Origin of the sequence: Rickettsiella endosymbiont of Aleochara curtula (genome assembly GCF_964030935.1) — a bacterium.
Lineage (GTDB): Bacteria > Pseudomonadota > Gammaproteobacteria > Diplorickettsiales > Diplorickettsiaceae > Aquirickettsiella.
The window spans coordinates 661192-677077 of sequence record NZ_OZ034990.1; the positions used below are offsets into that span (position 1 = coordinate 661192).

The 15886-nt window shown below is 38.7% G+C and carries 11 protein-coding genes; 7 read left to right on the plus strand and 4 right to left on the minus strand.

Features of this window, described 5'->3' with window-relative positions; translation table 11 throughout:
• Nucleotides 1-93: 93 nt before the first annotated feature.
• A complete protein-coding gene (gene dut / locus AAHF87_RS02845; protein ID WP_342146887.1) occupies nt 94-549 on the minus strand; it encodes a dUTP diphosphatase in 456 nt (151 codons plus the stop codon).
• Between the two features lie 289 nt (nt 550-838).
• Here dut and AAHF87_RS02850 point away from each other — a divergent pair, with 289 nt between their 5' ends.
• The 6 genes from AAHF87_RS02850 to AAHF87_RS02875 all read left to right on the plus strand — a co-directional run bounded on the left by AAHF87_RS02850 (nt 839) and on the right by AAHF87_RS02875 (nt 10082).
• Nucleotides 839-1078, plus strand: a complete 240-nt coding sequence (locus AAHF87_RS02850) for a glycine zipper 2TM domain-containing protein (protein WP_342146889.1) — start codon at nt 839-841, stop codon at nt 1076-1078.
• A 141-nt stretch (nt 1079-1219) separates the two neighbouring features.
• Entirely contained in the window at nt 1220-4783 is a 3564-nt protein-coding gene (smc, locus tag AAHF87_RS02855) for a chromosome segregation protein SMC (RefSeq protein ID WP_342146891.1), read from the plus strand.
• Nucleotides 4784-4897: 114 nt separating this feature from the next.
• Nucleotides 4898-5680, plus strand: coding sequence for a cell division protein ZipA C-terminal FtsZ-binding domain-containing protein (locus AAHF87_RS02860; RefSeq protein ID WP_342146892.1), 783 nt, complete (start codon nt 4898-4900; stop codon nt 5678-5680).
• Entirely contained in the window at nt 5673-7706 is a 2034-nt protein-coding gene (gene ligA / locus AAHF87_RS02865; RefSeq protein ID WP_342146893.1) for an NAD-dependent DNA ligase LigA, read from the plus strand. The genes AAHF87_RS02860 and ligA overlap by 8 nt, the downstream gene beginning before the upstream one ends.
• A gap of 289 nt (nt 7707-7995) precedes the next feature.
• Complete coding sequence (locus AAHF87_RS02870; protein WP_342146894.1) at nt 7996-8667, plus strand: response regulator transcription factor; 672 nt, start codon at nt 7996-7998, stop codon at nt 8665-8667.
• Nucleotides 8667-10082, plus strand: a complete 1416-nt coding sequence (locus AAHF87_RS02875) for an ATP-binding protein (protein WP_342146895.1) — start codon at nt 8667-8669, stop codon at nt 10080-10082. Before AAHF87_RS02870 ends, AAHF87_RS02875 begins: the two co-directional genes overlap by 1 nt.
• Before the next feature lie 29 nt (nt 10083-10111).
• Here AAHF87_RS02875 and AAHF87_RS02880 read toward each other — a convergent pair whose 3' ends face one another.
• Nucleotides 10112-11809, minus strand: a complete 1698-nt coding sequence (locus AAHF87_RS02880; protein ID WP_342146896.1) for a hypothetical protein — start codon at nt 11807-11809, stop codon at nt 10112-10114.
• A 146-nt stretch (nt 11810-11955) separates the two neighbouring features.
• Nucleotides 11956-13617, minus strand: a complete 1662-nt coding sequence (locus AAHF87_RS02885; RefSeq protein WP_342146897.1) for an AMP-binding protein — start codon at nt 13615-13617, stop codon at nt 11956-11958.
• A 167-nt stretch (nt 13618-13784) separates the two neighbouring features.
• On the opposite strand from AAHF87_RS02885, the gene minC reads away from it, so the two are divergent.
• Nucleotides 13785-14507 carry a septum site-determining protein MinC gene (gene minC, locus AAHF87_RS02890; protein WP_342146898.1) on the plus strand — a complete coding sequence of 241 codons (723 nt, stop codon included), beginning with the start codon at nt 13785-13787 and terminating at the stop codon, nt 14505-14507.
• Nucleotides 14508-14513: 6 nt separating this feature from the next.
• Here the strand turns inward: minC and AAHF87_RS02895 are convergent, their stop codons facing one another.
• Nucleotides 14514-15824, minus strand: coding sequence for a hybrid sensor histidine kinase/response regulator (locus tag AAHF87_RS02895; protein ID WP_342146899.1), 1311 nt, complete (start codon nt 15822-15824; stop codon nt 14514-14516).
• Nucleotides 15825-15886 lie beyond the last annotated feature (62 nt).

The window sequence follows — 15886 nt, forward strand, 5'->3', positions numbered from 1 at the left end:
ACAGAAAAATTTTACGCTTCTGCGAATAAAATTATTCCAGAAAAAAAATTTATATTATATTTATTTAATAATCAATTTTACTGATAATTGTTTTTATTGCACGCCAGAATGTCCAAAACCACCTGCACCACGTTCGGTTTCTACAAATTCCGGAACCAGTTCAAATTGCGTTCGAACCACGGGTACAAATACCAGCTGTGCAATTCTATCTCCGGGTTGGATAGCAAATTCACTATGGCCGCGATTCCAACATGAAATAAATAACTCACCCTGATAATCGGAGTCGATGAGACCAATTAGATTTCCGAGCACAATACCGTGCTTATGACCAAGACCAGAGCGCGGTAAAATCACCGCGGCTAAATTTGGCTGTGCGATGTGAATGGCTAAACCGGTTGAAATTAACTCAGTCTGGTTCGGTAATAATTGTATGGTTTGCTTGCTACAAGCGCGTAAATCAAGCCCCGCAGACCCATCGGTCGCATAGCTTGGCAATGGAAATTCCTCGCCTAATCGGGAGTCCAAAATTTTCAGCTGGATGTTTTGCATTATCAGGTCCTCAGAAATGGACTCTTATTATAACGTAGTTTAATTGTATAATTTTTAAACAGTTTTAGGGGCTGATAACTGGTATTTACCCCCCTTGCTGCCTATACTTTTGTTAAGAACGGCAAATAAATATACTCATAGCAGTGGGATTTTTGACGAGGCGCTGCGAGAATGAGCAACCTTCATTTCTTCAAGATACCGGGGATTGCGAATTGAGCAGCAACGCAAACCAAAATTCAAGTGCGAGGAGTATAGTACAAAAATTATTTCATTTTCCATGGGGTATAATATGAAAAAATTTAATTCATTCGTCCTAATAGGCGTTTTATTAGTAGGCCTAACCGCCTGTGACTCAATGACACCCGACCAAAGACGCGTCGCTGGTGGCTTAGGTGGTGCTGCGGTGGGTGGTCTTTTAGGCAACACAATTGGCGGAGGTTCGGGTAATACGATAGCTACGATAGCCGGCGCCGGATTAGGTGCTGTAGCAGGAAGCAGTCTTGCAGGCAGCTCAGGTAATCGCTACTAGAATCTAGCCTTTACATTGAATAGCCTAGATATACGCTCTGAATAAAAGAGCGTGTATTTAGGCTTTTTTATTTCACCCCCCCTATAACACAAACTCCCATCTTGACGGGTTATGGGTATATTCCCTATAAATGCTATACTTTTGCCTATCAAACCGATCAATACACTTATTATGCGTCTAGAAAGTATCAAATTAGCAGGATTCAAATCCTTTGTTGACCCAACTACGGTGGCTTTTCCGAGTAATCTTACCGCTATTGTAGGGCCCAACGGCTGTGGAAAATCGAATATTATCGATGCCATACGCTGGGTTATGGGCGAAAGCTCTGCGAAACAGTTACGCGGTCAATCACTGGATGATGTGATATTCAATGGCTGCCATACCCGTAAACCACTGGGTAAAGCGGCTATTGAGCTAAATTTTGATAACTCCGATGCCAGCCTCGGCGGCCAATACAGTAGTTACACGCAAATTTCGATACGGCGTGAAATCACACGGGAAGGCCAATCGATCTATTCGCTGAATGGCACGCGCTGTCGCAGACGAGATATACGTGACATTTTCCTAGGAACCGGCCTGGGTCCGCGCAGTTATGCCATTATCGAACAAGGCATGATTTCTCGCATAGTCGAAGCTAAACCCGAAGAGCTTCGCGCTTATATTGAAGAAGCAGCCGGCATCTCAAAATATAAAGAACGACGTCGTGAAACTGAATTACGCTTAGAACATACACAGGAAAATTTAAATCGTTTAAATGACTTAAGAGAAGAGCTCAGTAAGCAGCTTAAGCATTTACAGCGTCAAGCTAATGCCGCGGAACGCTATAAAACACTTAAGCAAGAAGAACGTTTGCTAAAAGCTCAACTACAGACTTTACGTTACCGAACATTTCAGGAACAACTACACTCTCAGATAGAAGAAATACAATCTGTTGAAGAACAACTACATACCTCTCAACTTGAACAACAGCATTTATCAGCGCAGATAGTAACGGATCGTGCCGAACAAACCCAAGCAAGACTAAATTTTGATAAAATCCAAACAGAATATTATGAACTAGGCAATAATATAACTCGTTTGGAAGAAAATTTACGCACACAGACAACCCAGCTTCAGCAAAATCAGCTCGAACTAGCCGATTTAACTAAAAAGAAATCGGTTCTTGAACAGCAATGCCAATCCAGTGTAGCGAGTCAGGTGCAAATTAAGCAAACGCTTACCGAACTTCAGCAAAAACAAAATGATCTCCAAATAGCGACTGAACAAAGTCAAGCCTTGTTAAAAGAAGCTGAAAAAAATTATGCCGAATGGCAAACAAAATGGGAAAAAACTCAAACTTCTTTTGCTGAACTGAAGCAGCAACAACATAGTGCGGCAACACAAAATCATTATTATCAACAGCAATCACAAACATTAAACCTACGTATTGAACGTTTACTGCAAGATCATGCTGAACAAGCTAAAATTTTAAATTTTCAGGCTGAACAACCTGAAGATTTAAACCAAGTTTTAGCTCAAGTTGCAGAAAAACAAACACTGTGTAAAACGCAACATGAACAAATAACTCAACAAATTATTGAACAGCGTTCCCGTTTACAACAATTAACTAAAGAACTCGATCAACTAAAAAGTCGCCTACAAATCACTCAAGGCGAATATGCTTCGCTGATGGCCTTGCAACAAGAAGCTTTAGGTAAACGTGAACACACCCTGTTGCAATGGTTTAAAAAACATAATTTAACCGAACAACCTCGACTGGTACAGTTATTGCAAGTTGAAACCGGCTGGGAGCGTGCTGTAGAAGTTGCCCTAAATCAACACATCCAAGCGGTATGTTTTACCGATCGTGATTCATTAGATGATTTTTTAAATAACCCGCCACCGAACACCGTCAGCTTAATGACAAAGTCGATGCCGTGTGAACATTTTGCAACGACCTTCCAGAATCAGTTAGCGCTAGCACCTATCAGTAGTAAATTTACCGCTCCATGGCCGCTCGAACACCTATTAGCGGGAGTGTATGTCGCAGAGAACATGACTGAAGCCATGCAATATACCAAGCAATTGAAAAGTTATGAATCCATCATCACACGCGAAGGAATTTGTTTAGGAAATCATTGGATACACTTAACCGCCGGTCATGATCATAAAGCAGGCTTATTGCAACGGGAACGTGAAATCGCTCAGCTACAAAAAGCTCAACAGGATATTCAAGAACAACTTGAAAATAAACAAAATGATTATCAATGCGTGCAAAAGCAATTAAAAGAACTGGAAGATGCACAAGCGCTACAACAAAAGCATTCTGCTGAATTAATTGCCCAACAAGCGGATTTAAGCGCACGGCAAAAAGTACAACAAGCTCGGATATCCCAAGCTGAACAACGTCTGCAAGTGATACAACAAGAATTGCAGGAAACTAAACAAAATTATGCAAGTACACTTGAAAAATTACAGCAAACCTGCGAGGAGCAAAAGATAGCGGACGCACAGCTACAGCAAATGGAGAAACAACGGCTGATATATTTGCAAGATAAAGAAACATTACAAAATCTACGCAGTGAATCTATGCGTATCACCAAAGCTAATGAAACAGAACTTCATCAACATGAGTTACGTTTACAATCCACACATCATCAACTCAATACCGAGCTTGCCACTTTATCCAACGTAAAACAGCAACATTTGCAGTTAGAGCAACGACTTGATCAATTGCATAAAATACTGGACGTGGCTGAAAATCCGATAACTTCACTCCAGCAACAACTCAATCTACAACTCGATACGAAAAATAAACTTGGCTTACAACTTAAAAACAGCCAAATACAGTTAGAAACCATTGATGAAAGAATTAAACACGCCGAAGATCAACTACAAACACTGGAAACTAATCTTAATGTAGATCGTGATGGCTTAGAACAGCAACGTTTATTATCGCAAGAATTACGTATACGCGCTAAAACCTTAGAAGAGCAATTACAAGAACAAGGTTATGAACTGGAAACACTTTTATCAGAAATTCCCGCTGGACAGATCGATATCGCTGAATGTGAAACGCAATTGACACAATTAACTCAGCGTATTGAACAAATGGGTGCAGTAAATCTCGCTGCTTTAGAAGAGCAGCAAATCGTTTCAGAACGTGAAAAATACTTAGACGATCAATATAAAGATTTAACCGCTGCTTTAGAAATGTTACAAACAGCCATACAAAAAATGGATAAAGAAACGCGTAACCGTTTTAAAGAAACCTTCGATAAAGTCAATCAGAATTTCACTCTTTTATTTCCACGATTGTTTTCAGGCGGTGTCGCTTCATTACAACTTCAAGATCCCGATTTACTGAGCAGTGGTATCTGCATCATGGCGCAACCGCCCGGAAAACGAAATAGCACCATACACCTGCTTTCAGGCGGAGAAAAAGCTTTGACTGCAACGGCTTTGGTTTTTTCGTTTTTCCAGTTAAATCCGGCTCCTTTCTGTATGTTAGATGAAGTTGATGCGCCCTTAGACGACACTAATGTTTTGAGATTTTGTAAGTTAGTGAAAGAGATGTCGAATGAAGTACAATTTATTTTTATCAGCCATAATAAAGTAGCCATAGAAATGGCACATCACTTAGCCGGAGTGACGATGCATGAGCCTGGCGTATCACGGATGGTCGCAGTCGATCTAGAAAAAGCCATAGCCATTGCTCAAGCGTAAGCTTACAATGAATCAGCTACTTTAGATGATGGGGAGGCACATGGAAACTTTAATAGCTCAAACGTTTTCTTTCTTTGGCCAAAATGGTTATTTCCTGCAAGAGGCATCAATGTAATGGACATTGACTACTTACTCATTATTTTACCCAGTATTATTTTCCTCGGAGTTTTTGGTTTAATACTCATTATTTGGCATGGACATTTTCGCAGTAAAAAAGAAAAAGAAAAAGTCCATTTAAATGCTGAGGATTCAGTAACAGAGCCTTCGTCTCAAACCAAACCATACTCACAGCAATCGGATTTTTGGCAAGGCGCCGCGAGAATGAAGCAACCGGAGTGTATTAATATACATGAGGATTGCGAATTGAGCGGCAACACAGCCAAAAATTCAAGTGCGAAGAGTATATCAACAACATCGCGACTCGAGCCTACTCTAACTCAATCAAACATTAAAGAAGAAACCACCAACAGCACAAACTGCGCGACCCAACATGATATTGATAATTATATTATCTTACAGTTAATGGCTCCTCAACAAAGACCTTATCGAGGATATGAACTTATCCAAACACTGACGAGTGCGGGTTTTCATTATGGCAGGATGAATATTTTTCATTTTTATGCTGATCCTTTAAGCAAGAAAGAACTTTTGTTTAGTCTCGCTTCCGCTATCGAACCCGGAACGTTTGATTTAGATAATACTGGAGAAATAGTTTGCCCTGGATTATGCCTATTTATGTCAATTCATAAGGTCAAATCTGCACTGACCGCGCTTGACTTAATGTGGGAAACCGCACAAATTCTCGCTCAAGATCTGGGCGGCATACTCTGCGATAGACAATTACAGCCCATTGAGGATCTGACTCGTTATCATACACAGTTACATACTTATGCCTAAACCATCCGCTAATATAAAAAAAATCGCCGAACTTAAAAAAAAAATTAACGAACATAACTATCGTTATCATATTCTGGATGAGCCCTTAATTAGTGATGCAGCTTACGACAAGCTTTTTCGTGAATTAGAAGATCTCGAAAAACAACATCCCGAGCTTATTAGCAATGATTCCCCCACCCAACGTGTCGGCAGTGCCCCTTTAACATCCTTCCAACAAGTCCAGCATGCCATCCCCATGCTTTCTTTGGAAAATGCCTTTTCTGAAAAAGAAGTACTCGCTTTTAATAAGCGCATACAAGAACGTTTACATACCGAAAAAGATATAGAGTATTCCTGTGAACCCAAATTAGATGGCATTGCCGTGAGCTTAATCTACCATAAGGGGCAATTAATTCGTGCTGCAACTCGAGGCGATGGCAATACCGGAGAAGATATTACTTTAAATATTCGCACCATTTTGAGCATTCCTTTACAGCTTCGAGCTTCAAATTATCCTACGCGCTTAGAAGTACGCGGAGAAGTGTATATTCCCAAAAAAGCTTTTCAACAACTTAACGACCGATTAAAAGAAGCCGGCGAAAAAACCTTTGTTAACCCACGTAACGCAGCAGCGGGGAGTTTACGGCAATTAAATCCGAAAATTACTGCGCAACGTTCTCTCGCTTTTTTTACACATAGTGTCGGACAAATTGAAGATGGCAAATTGGCCCCTACACACACTTTAATTTTAGATCAATTTAAACATTGGGGTTTACCGCGTTGCCCACAAACTCAGACTGCCAAAAATATTTCAGCCTGCTTAGCGTATTATCATAAAATAGAAAAACAACGCCCTACGCTGCCCTATGAAATTGATGGCGTCGTCTACAAAGTAAATGCTATCGCTTTACAACAGCAACTAGGCTTTGTTTCGCGTGCTCCACGCTGGGCACTGGCTCATAAATTCCCTGCTGAAGAGGAACTTACGCAAGTGCTGGCCATTGAATTTCAAGTCGGTCGTACCGGAGCCTTAACCCCAGTAGCCCGATTACAGCCGGTTTTTGTGGGTGGGGCTACGATTAGCAATGCCACTTTACATAACATGGACGAAGTTAAACGCAAAGACATACGGGTAGGTGATACGGTTATCATTCGTAGGGCGGGAGATGTTATTCCCGAAATCGTCAGTGTTGTTAAAGAAAAAAGGCCTGTCCATACCCTAGCTTTAAAGCTACCTAAACATTGCCCTATCTGCGGCTCAGATATCGTTAAAATAGCAACCGAATCTGCCGCGCGTTGCAGTGGTGCGCTCTATTGTCCAGCGCAACGTAAAGAAGCTATTAAACACTTCGCCTCCCGTAAAGCCATGAATATTGAAGGCTTAGGTAATAAGTTAGTCGATCAGTTAGTTGATACCGGTTTAATTAAAGATGTGTCTGATTTGTATCATTTAATGCCTGAACAATTAGCCGATCTGGAGCATCTGGGTGAAAAATCTGCTTTGAAATTATGCGAGGCCATAAGCGCTAGTAAAAAAACCAGCTTAACCCGTTTCTTATATGGGCTGGGGATACGTGATGTAGGTATAACCACAGCTCAAAACCTTGCTCAACATTTTCAAGATCTGAAATCCATCATGCATGCCGGCGAAGCATCCCTGCAAGCAATTACCGATATAGGTCCTGTGGTCGCGGCGCATGTCAAAAAATTCTTTAACGAATCTCATAACCTTGAGGTGATCAAAAATCTATTGGCCACCGGAATTACTTGGCCAAAACCGACCGTTATTAACGCACAGCACACCTCGCTCTTAACCGGGAAAAGCTTTGTCTTAACCGGTAGCTTATCAGAATTAAGTCGCGAGCAGACCGTCGCTTTACTGCAAGAACTCGGGGCAAAAGTCAGTTCTAGCGTAAGCAAAAAAACCGATTATGTGATTGTGGGCAAAGACCCTGGTTCTAAGCTCACCCGCGCCCAGGAATTAGGTCTAAGCATCCTGTCGGAAAAAAAATTTTTAGAGCTGTTAAAGAAGGCCAATTTATCGTAAAATTACCGTTTTGGTAATAAAAACTAACTCGTACTTGCACATCAAGAGCCTAACAGGCATCTTGCTATGCAATCATCTCGCAGCGAAGATACCGTTCGCTATGAATTGAAAGATACGCATCTTTAAGTGCAAACTTAATAGATACTCACAGCAATTGGATTTTTGGCAAGGCGCCGCGAAAACCGAACAACCGGAGTGTATACAACATACATGAGGATTGCGAGTTGAGCGGCAACACAGCCAATGTCAAGTGCAAAGGGTAATAAAAATAACAATAACGAGGCAAACCATGCGCATTCTATTAGTTGAAGATGATGGAGCATTAGGTGATGGAATTCACAAAGGGCTAAAACAGTATGGCTATACGGTTGATTGGCTCACCGATGGCCGAACCGCTTTAAGCTCTATCAAGACAGAAACATTTGATGTCATCCTACTCGATTTGAATTTACCAGGTCTACCTGGCTTAACTGTTCTCCGCGAAATGCGTGCAGCGGGCATCACCATGCCTGTACTGATCCTAACAGCGCGCCATGCCATCGAAGATAGAATTAAGGGTTTAGATAGTGGTGCTGATGATTATTTAACTAAGCCTTTTGACCTAGACGAATTGTCTGCCAGAATTCGGGCGTTACAACGACGTTTTTCCAGCAACCGCGCCGCCCCTCTATTGACGTATCGCGATATTGAATTAGATCCCAGCTCATTTACCGTCACACTCAAAGGATCGGCAATTAGTTTGTCGCGTCGTGAATTTAGTTTACTGCAAAAATTGTTAGAAAATGCCGGCCATGTTGTCTCGCGTGACTCGCTTAATCAATGTCTCTATGGCTGGGGGGATGAAATTGATAGTAATACATTAGAAGTGCACGTCCATAATTTACGCAAGAAATTAGTAGACACTAACTTTATTCGAACCATACGTGGTGTGGGGTATATGGCGGAGAAGGAAAATAATTAATGTTTACTATTTTCTCGATTAGACGTTTTTTATTGTTTAATCTATTAAGCACAGTTATCGCGACTATCATCATCACCGCTTTTGGTAATTATTATATAGACACTCAGGCTATCAATGCGGGTCTAGATAATTTATTAGTAGAAACCGGCTCGCTCCTTAAAACCATTACCAATAATCCCCGTTTCTTAACACCCGCAGCACTTAGAGTTATTCAATTACAGCTCAATACCGGAAATATTCCAAAAAAAAACTTCTCTTCTACCGCCCTCCTAAATCTAACCGATGTCACTCAAAAGCAATTACGTTATAAATTTCAATTGTGGGATGGTGATGGTAAGTTGCTATTAAGCTCAGAAAAAACACCGACAACACCACTCATTAGTAAACCAGGACTCAGCGATAAAATTATCGATGGCCAAAAATGGCGTACTTTCACCATTTACGATAGTAAACGCGGCGTCATTTTAGTGTTAGCCGAGCAATACGCGGCGCGTCATACTATGATCCATGAGATGCTCGTCAGCGACACTTACCTTACACTGTTTATTTACCCTTTATCAGGCATGTTTATTTGGTTAATCATTGGTAGCGGATTAAAAAGTATTCGTTTTTTTGCTAAAGAAATGGCAGAAAGAGCGGCGGATCATTTAGATCCTGTCGATTTAAATGAAGTTCCTGTCGAAATAAGTCCTTTGGTAGATGAACTGAATAAACTTTTTTTGCGTTTACAACAGGCTTTTGAACGCGAACAGCGTTTTGCCGCTGACGCTGCTCACGAATTACATACGCCTCTCGCTGCTTTAAAAACCCAAGCACAAGTAGCACTCAAAGCCACCGATCCACAAGAATGCTATATGCATTTAAAGCAAGTCATTGCGAGTGTTGATCGTTGTTCACATGTCATCCAACAATTACTGACATTGTGTCGCTTAAGCCCAGAAACCATCATGCCGGAACACTTTACACAAGTAAACTTGTCACGCATAGCGGCTGAAGTCATCGCACAATTAGCACCGCAAGCTATCCTTAAACAGATTGAAATTGAATTAATTGCAAAAGAAGCTGACTATAAGCTGCTAGGTAATACCACCGGTTTACATGTATTAATCCGCAACCTAGTCGATAATGCCATTCGGTATACGCCTAGAGGTGGGATTATTAAGGTACTTATCTTTAATACATTGGACTCCATCATCTTGCAAGTAGTAGACAACGGACCGGGTATTCCTGATAAATTACGTGCACGTGTCTTTGAACGTTTTTTCCGTGTCTTAGGAACTAATGCACAAGGCAGTGGTTTAGGACTGGCTATTGTAGAACAAATTGCAAAATTACATAAAGGTTCGATAGGCTTAGATACACCCGAAGAAGGCACTGGACTCCAAGTCGAAGTTTGTTTTCCAAAAAAAATGTAGCTATCGCATTGGCTCAAAACTTCACCCCGTCATGGCGAGCGAATGTAATGAGCGTGGCCATCCATAGATTGCCGCGCGCCTTCGGCATTCGCAATGACGAACTGATCTTTTTGCCTATTAAATGAATCTTGCCAAAATGGTGTAGTAATAGGCAACTGAGTGGTTCGAGTATGATGATCTAAATTATTTTCCTCTTCATCTGAAATACCACTGTCAGATTGCCTATCCGCGCTTGTTATAAAAACACTGGTTGTATTTACATTTTCTTCTTGCTCTAATTGCTCAACATCTGAAATTTCAGAAATATTCGATGCATCATCCCACTCATCATTCCACTCATCATCTTCATCAGAATCGTAAGCAGAAAGGCGGGTATGTTCTTCAATTTCTTTTGCTAATTCAGACTGTAGGAATAAAATCTCTTCTAAAACAAATTGACTTAGTTTATGCAGGTCACTTTCTAATGACTTAGGATCCATCCCTGTTGCACAATTTTCAAGGTCTTTAGCAAGTATTAGTATCCGCTGTAAGCTTGCAGATAAATTTGCAAAATTGCTACTAGAAAATTCTTGACTACTAGTATGCAAAAATAAACTTTTATCAGAATAGAAGCTGGATTCCAATTTATTTAAAATTTCATAAAATTTAGGAGTATTTCCATAACAAAGCTCAACTTGTTGATCTAAATTTTTTCTATATGTTTCATAATAAAATCGTATTTTATCCATTCTTGAATTTAGTAACTGTTTAAAATGAGCGGTTAAGTAATTTGGATGGCTATCTATCAAATCTGTTTCATCATTAAATTCGCATAAAATCCTAAGTCGTTCTTTAATTCCATTCAAAAGATTATAGATGCTTTGTATTTTTACTGAGTTTTCTTGAATCAATTTGCTTTTTATAAATTCTTTTACTTCATAAATTTTTTCCTCAAATGAAGAAAATTCTTTTTTATAAACAAAATCCTGTAATTTTATATATTCATTTAATAATTTAATTTTTTCATCTGAGTCTACGAGTAGTTTAATCTTATACTTCAAATATTTAAGTAAAGTATCTATTTCTAAATGTTTTTCTGAATATTTCTCTAAAAACTCCTTATTATACTGAGCACTTTCGAGTTTTAGCACGTAAGCTACGAACCAGTCTTTAAGTAAATTCTGTTCATTAATAGGAGTATAAATTAAAGGTAAAACTTTATTTTCAAGAAATTTTTCTACTATAAAAGAGAAAGCTTTGTATGATTCTATTTCTAAGTTAACATCAAATAAATTGTTTTTATCACTTTCTAGGCGATACTTTACATCTCTCAGAGCATTTAACATTCTGATAGCATCAGGTAAATTGTTGAGCTTGAATTGAGGTTTAAACCAGGAAATAAAAAATTGCAACCAACGAATAATAAACCATTTGGACTTAGCGGTTGAATCTGATTCTAAATATTCAGGGAAAAACCTAACGAAAAAGTCAACGTTACTTGTATTTTTAATTGTCAATATAAATAAACAATTGAAAGCATCTTTTTGAACGTCGTTTTCATTGATATTTTCTGTGTTTATATTCTTAAAATAATATTCTAAAATATTTTTATCTAATTTATTTATTCCTTCAAAAAAAATTATCGCTGCCTGATTAATAGAAATTTTATAGGTAATATCTGTTTTAGAAATTATACTTAATTTGGCATTATATTCGCTTAACAATTCATCAAAGCTTTTAACATTCATAAATACCTCTTTTATTATTATTTTTTGTGGGTATTATTTTTGATAAATGACAGGCTACTTTTATTAAATAAAATTGTCAATTAAATTTATTTATTAATTAACAAAATAATTTAAAATATTTAATATCTATTTTTTTAAAATTAGACTTAATGTAAATTTTTTTTTAATATTTTTCCCAAAGCAGATTTTGGTAAATAATTCACAAATTTAATTTCATGCGGTAATTTATAACTCGTGAGTGCCGCTCGACAATAATTTAATAGTTCTTCTGACGTGAGACTCTCATCTTTTTTTATGATAAAGGCTTTTATCGCTTCTCCGGTTTTAGTGGATGGCACCCCTATAATCGCAACCTCTTTTACTTTAGGATTTTGTTGAATAATTTGTTCAATTTCTTCAGGATAGACATTAAAACCAGAAACTAAAATCAGTTCCTTTTTACGTCCTACGATATGCACAAAACCCTGATGATCGATACGCGCCAAATCCCCTGTTAATAACCAGCCGTCCGCTGTTAATGCATACTCAACATCCGCCGCTTGCATCCAATAATCTTGCATAACTTGAGGGCCTTTTACGCATAATTCTCCTACTTCACCTAATTTCACTTCATTTTTGTTATTATCGCAAAGACGAATATCTGTGGAGGGAAGTGGCAAACCGACATGTTCACCCGCTACCACTAAATCCCAAGGCGGGGCACAGACCACTGGAGACGCTTCGGTTAAACCATAACCTTCGAATAATAATTTTCCAGTAATCTGCTTCCAGCAAACTTTAACCGCAGATTGCAAAGGAGCTCCTCCTCCTAAAGCGATCTTTAAACTCCTGAAATCTAATTTTGTAAATGCTTTATGTTTGAGAAGCGCCTTAAATAAAGTGTTGACGCCTAACAATGTACTAAAGGGTGTACTTGCAAGTACCTGAATCAGTTGCTTTATATTGCGTGCATCGGGAATTAAATAATTTTCTCCACCTAAACGCACACACATCAGCCCATTAACCATCAAAGAAAAAATATGATACAGAGGTAAAGCGGTAATAAATATTTCTTGGCCTTCATGTAATATAGGCCTCACCCAAGCGGTCAATTGCTCAATGTTGGCCAACATATTACGATGAGTTAACATTGCTCCCTTAGGAACTCCCGTGGTCCCACCGGTATATTGTAGAAAAGCAAGATCTCCACTTTTGATTGCAACTGGTGAAAGTGTTAAGTTCCGACCAACTTTTATAGCCATTAAAAAATCAATCGGATGAATCGCTGAATTTTTTTGTTTTTGATTTTTTATAGCCCACCACGCAGAAACATTGATCAACCAAGATCGCGGCCAAGTAAGTGTATCGCCTAAATGCGTAGTAATGACATATTTTATATGAGTATTTTTTAGTGCAAGGATTATATTGGGTAGAAAATTATTTAATATGATTAACACTTCCGCTTGTGAATGATCGATTTGTTGCTTAAATTCTGGTTCGGTATAAAATGGATTAACATTAGTGACCACCAATCCTGCTTGCAGCACAGCAAAAATCGATATCATATATTGTGGACAATTAGGCAGCATGAGCGCTACTTTAGTCCCTTTACTCAATTGCAAATGCTGCTGTAAATAAGCGGCTAAGCAACCGCTTAATTCAGCCCATCGCCCATAGCTAATCGTTTGCTGAAAGAAACTTAGTGCGGGCAGCGAACAAAATTTTTCGCACGCATCTGCAAATAATTGGTCGAGCGACTGATAAATATCAGGATTAATCTCAGCAGGAACTTGTTGCTGATAACGATTCAACCAAATTTTTTCCATCATTCACCACCTAGAAAATTAAAGGCGAATACTCCCCAAGTTTTAGTATAGACCGCTCTTACCGAAGCGTTGCATCTCAAGCATCAAGATGTTTGTTCGCATCTTGATATGCAATATGTATATAATACCTACTTCATTTCGACATTATAAAGTGACCAGGTGGACTATTTATGTACAGCTTGATGGGAACATCACAAGAAGCCTTTAAATTAAAGGCAAGTCTATTCACATTAACAACTTTTCACTTATTAAACGCTGATGCACAATTGGTTCATCAACAATTGAAACCTTTAGTTGAGCAAACTCCGCGCTTTTTTCAACAACTACCTATCATTTTGGATTTATTTTCCTTACCTACACCCTGTGGACCTATCGATTTCCCAGCCATTATCAGTTGTCTGCGTGGTTACGGTTTAATTCCTGTCGGGATACGTGGTGGTACGGCTGAGCAACAAACTTTTGCTATACAATCTGGCCTGGCTATCCTAGCGAATATAAAAACTGAAACCACCGACACTACCCCCAAAACAAATGCTCCTACTTCTACACCTGGTATTAATTCTAAGGTGATTACCCAACCGGTACGCTCCGGCCAACAGATCTATGCTAAAAATAGTGATTTAATTGTAATTGCTTCCGTCAGCCCAGGAGCAGAACTATTAGCGGATGGTAACATCCATATTTATGGTCGATTAAAAGGTCGAGCGCTAGCAGGCGTCACTGGAAATCAGCAGGCACATATTTTTTGCCAAAACTTAGAAGCAGAACTTGTTGCAATTGCTGGGCATTATTGGTTAAGTGAAGATTTACATGATTTACAGCAAACCTTGAACAAAGGCAGTGTACAGATCTCTCTACAACAAGAACGTCTACAAATAAAACAACTCAATTAGGTTGCTTCAAACATTTAAGACTACTTTAGGTTGTATCCATTTTTCTAATAAATAATTTATTTCTTCAATTTTAATAGGCTTAATCAGTACTTCATCAATACCGGCTTGAAGAAATTGCTGCTGATCGCTAGTCTGACCATAAGCGGTTAAGGCAATAATTGGGATATGTTCGTTAGCTGTTTCCTGCTGACGAATTATTTGTGCAATAGCCATACCATCACTATCCGGCAAAGCAATATCGATAAGAATAAGATCGTACTGTTTTTGCATATAATACTTTAAAGCAACTTCAGCATTACTAGCCATATCGTAAAGTATGGCTTTTTTTTCCAAAAAGGAACTATAAATACGCTGAAGAATTTCATTATCCTCTACTACCAAGACTCGTAATGTCATAGTATTAGAAATAGCCAAACTATTTTTCTTGGTTATGCGTGTAACGTCGATCGGTTCTTTAAGTTCTTGTAACGGAATTCGACAAATATAATGACTGCCTTTTCCAAGTGTACTCTCAACCTCTAAAGTCGCTTTTAATACGCGCAAATAACTCAATATAATAGACAAACCTAAATTAAAAGTCTTATAACGACGACGATGATTAACTTGATTAAAACAAGCCTTCAATGCTAATAACTCAGTCTCATTTAAACCTTTTCCGGTATCTTTAATACTAAAGATAATTTCGGTTTGCGAGGAAGCAAATTCTTTTATAGGACTAACAACCGATATAACAACCATACCCTGTTCGGTATTATTTAGGGCGTGGCTGCTTAAATGGAATAAGATATGGTAAATTAAATTCGGATCGCCTATCCAAAAACGAGGAATATCTTCTGGGTAATCCAGTATTAACTGTAAGCGCCGCATCCCTGCCTGATAAGATAATTGATTAATCACTTTTTCTAATAAATGCTTTAAATTAAAAGTACAGAATTGCAACTCGATATGTTGTGCTTCTAACTCAGAAAGATTGAGTAAACGATTCACTAACGGTAAAATAGCCTCGCTTGCTTCAAGAATATCCGTAACATAGCGCTGCTGTTTAGGAAGTAAACAATCCATACTTAATAATTGCGCCATACCGATAATATTAGCCAAAGTGGTGCGCAATTCATAACTTAGATTAGAAATAAAATCCGATTTTGCATGGTTAGCATTCACCGCACGTCTAGCATTTTTGATGACAGTGGCTAATAGATGCTGATAAGCTTCTTCTTTCATTATTTTTTCCTTCTTGACATGCCCGGCTAAACTCTCAGCGTGGGTTTTGGCAAGGCGCCGCGCGAATGAAGCAACCTTCATTTTTTCAAGATACATGAGGATTGCGAGTTGAGCCGCAACACAGACAAAAATTCGAGTGCGAAGAGTATATTAGAAAA

Coding starts and splice junctions, on each gene's coding strand:
- dut (WP_342146887.1), bottom strand. CDS start 549: ATGCAAAACATCCAGCTGAAAATTTTGGACTCCCGATTAGGCGAGGAA.
- AAHF87_RS02850 (WP_342146889.1), top strand. CDS start 839: ATGAAAAAATTTAATTCATTCGTCCTAATAGGCGTTTTATTAGTAGGC.
- AAHF87_RS02860 (WP_342146892.1), top strand. CDS start 4,898: ATGGACATTGACTACTTACTCATTATTTTACCCAGTATTATTTTCCTC.
- ligA (WP_342146893.1), top strand. CDS start 5,673: ATGCCTAAACCATCCGCTAATATAAAAAAAATCGCCGAACTTAAAAAA.
- AAHF87_RS02870 (WP_342146894.1), top strand. CDS start 7,996: ATGCGCATTCTATTAGTTGAAGATGATGGAGCATTAGGTGATGGAATT.
- AAHF87_RS02875 (WP_342146895.1), top strand. CDS start 8,667: ATGTTTACTATTTTCTCGATTAGACGTTTTTTATTGTTTAATCTATTA.
- AAHF87_RS02880 (WP_342146896.1), bottom strand. CDS start 11,809: ATGAATGTTAAAAGCTTTGATGAATTGTTAAGCGAATATAATGCCAAA.
- AAHF87_RS02885 (WP_342146897.1), bottom strand. CDS start 13,617: ATGATGGAAAAAATTTGGTTGAATCGTTATCAGCAACAAGTTCCTGCT.
- minC (WP_342146898.1), top strand. CDS start 13,785: ATGTACAGCTTGATGGGAACATCACAAGAAGCCTTTAAATTAAAGGCA.
- AAHF87_RS02895 (WP_342146899.1), bottom strand. CDS start 15,824: ATGTATCTTGAAAAAATGAAGGTTGCTTCATTCGCGCGGCGCCTTGCC.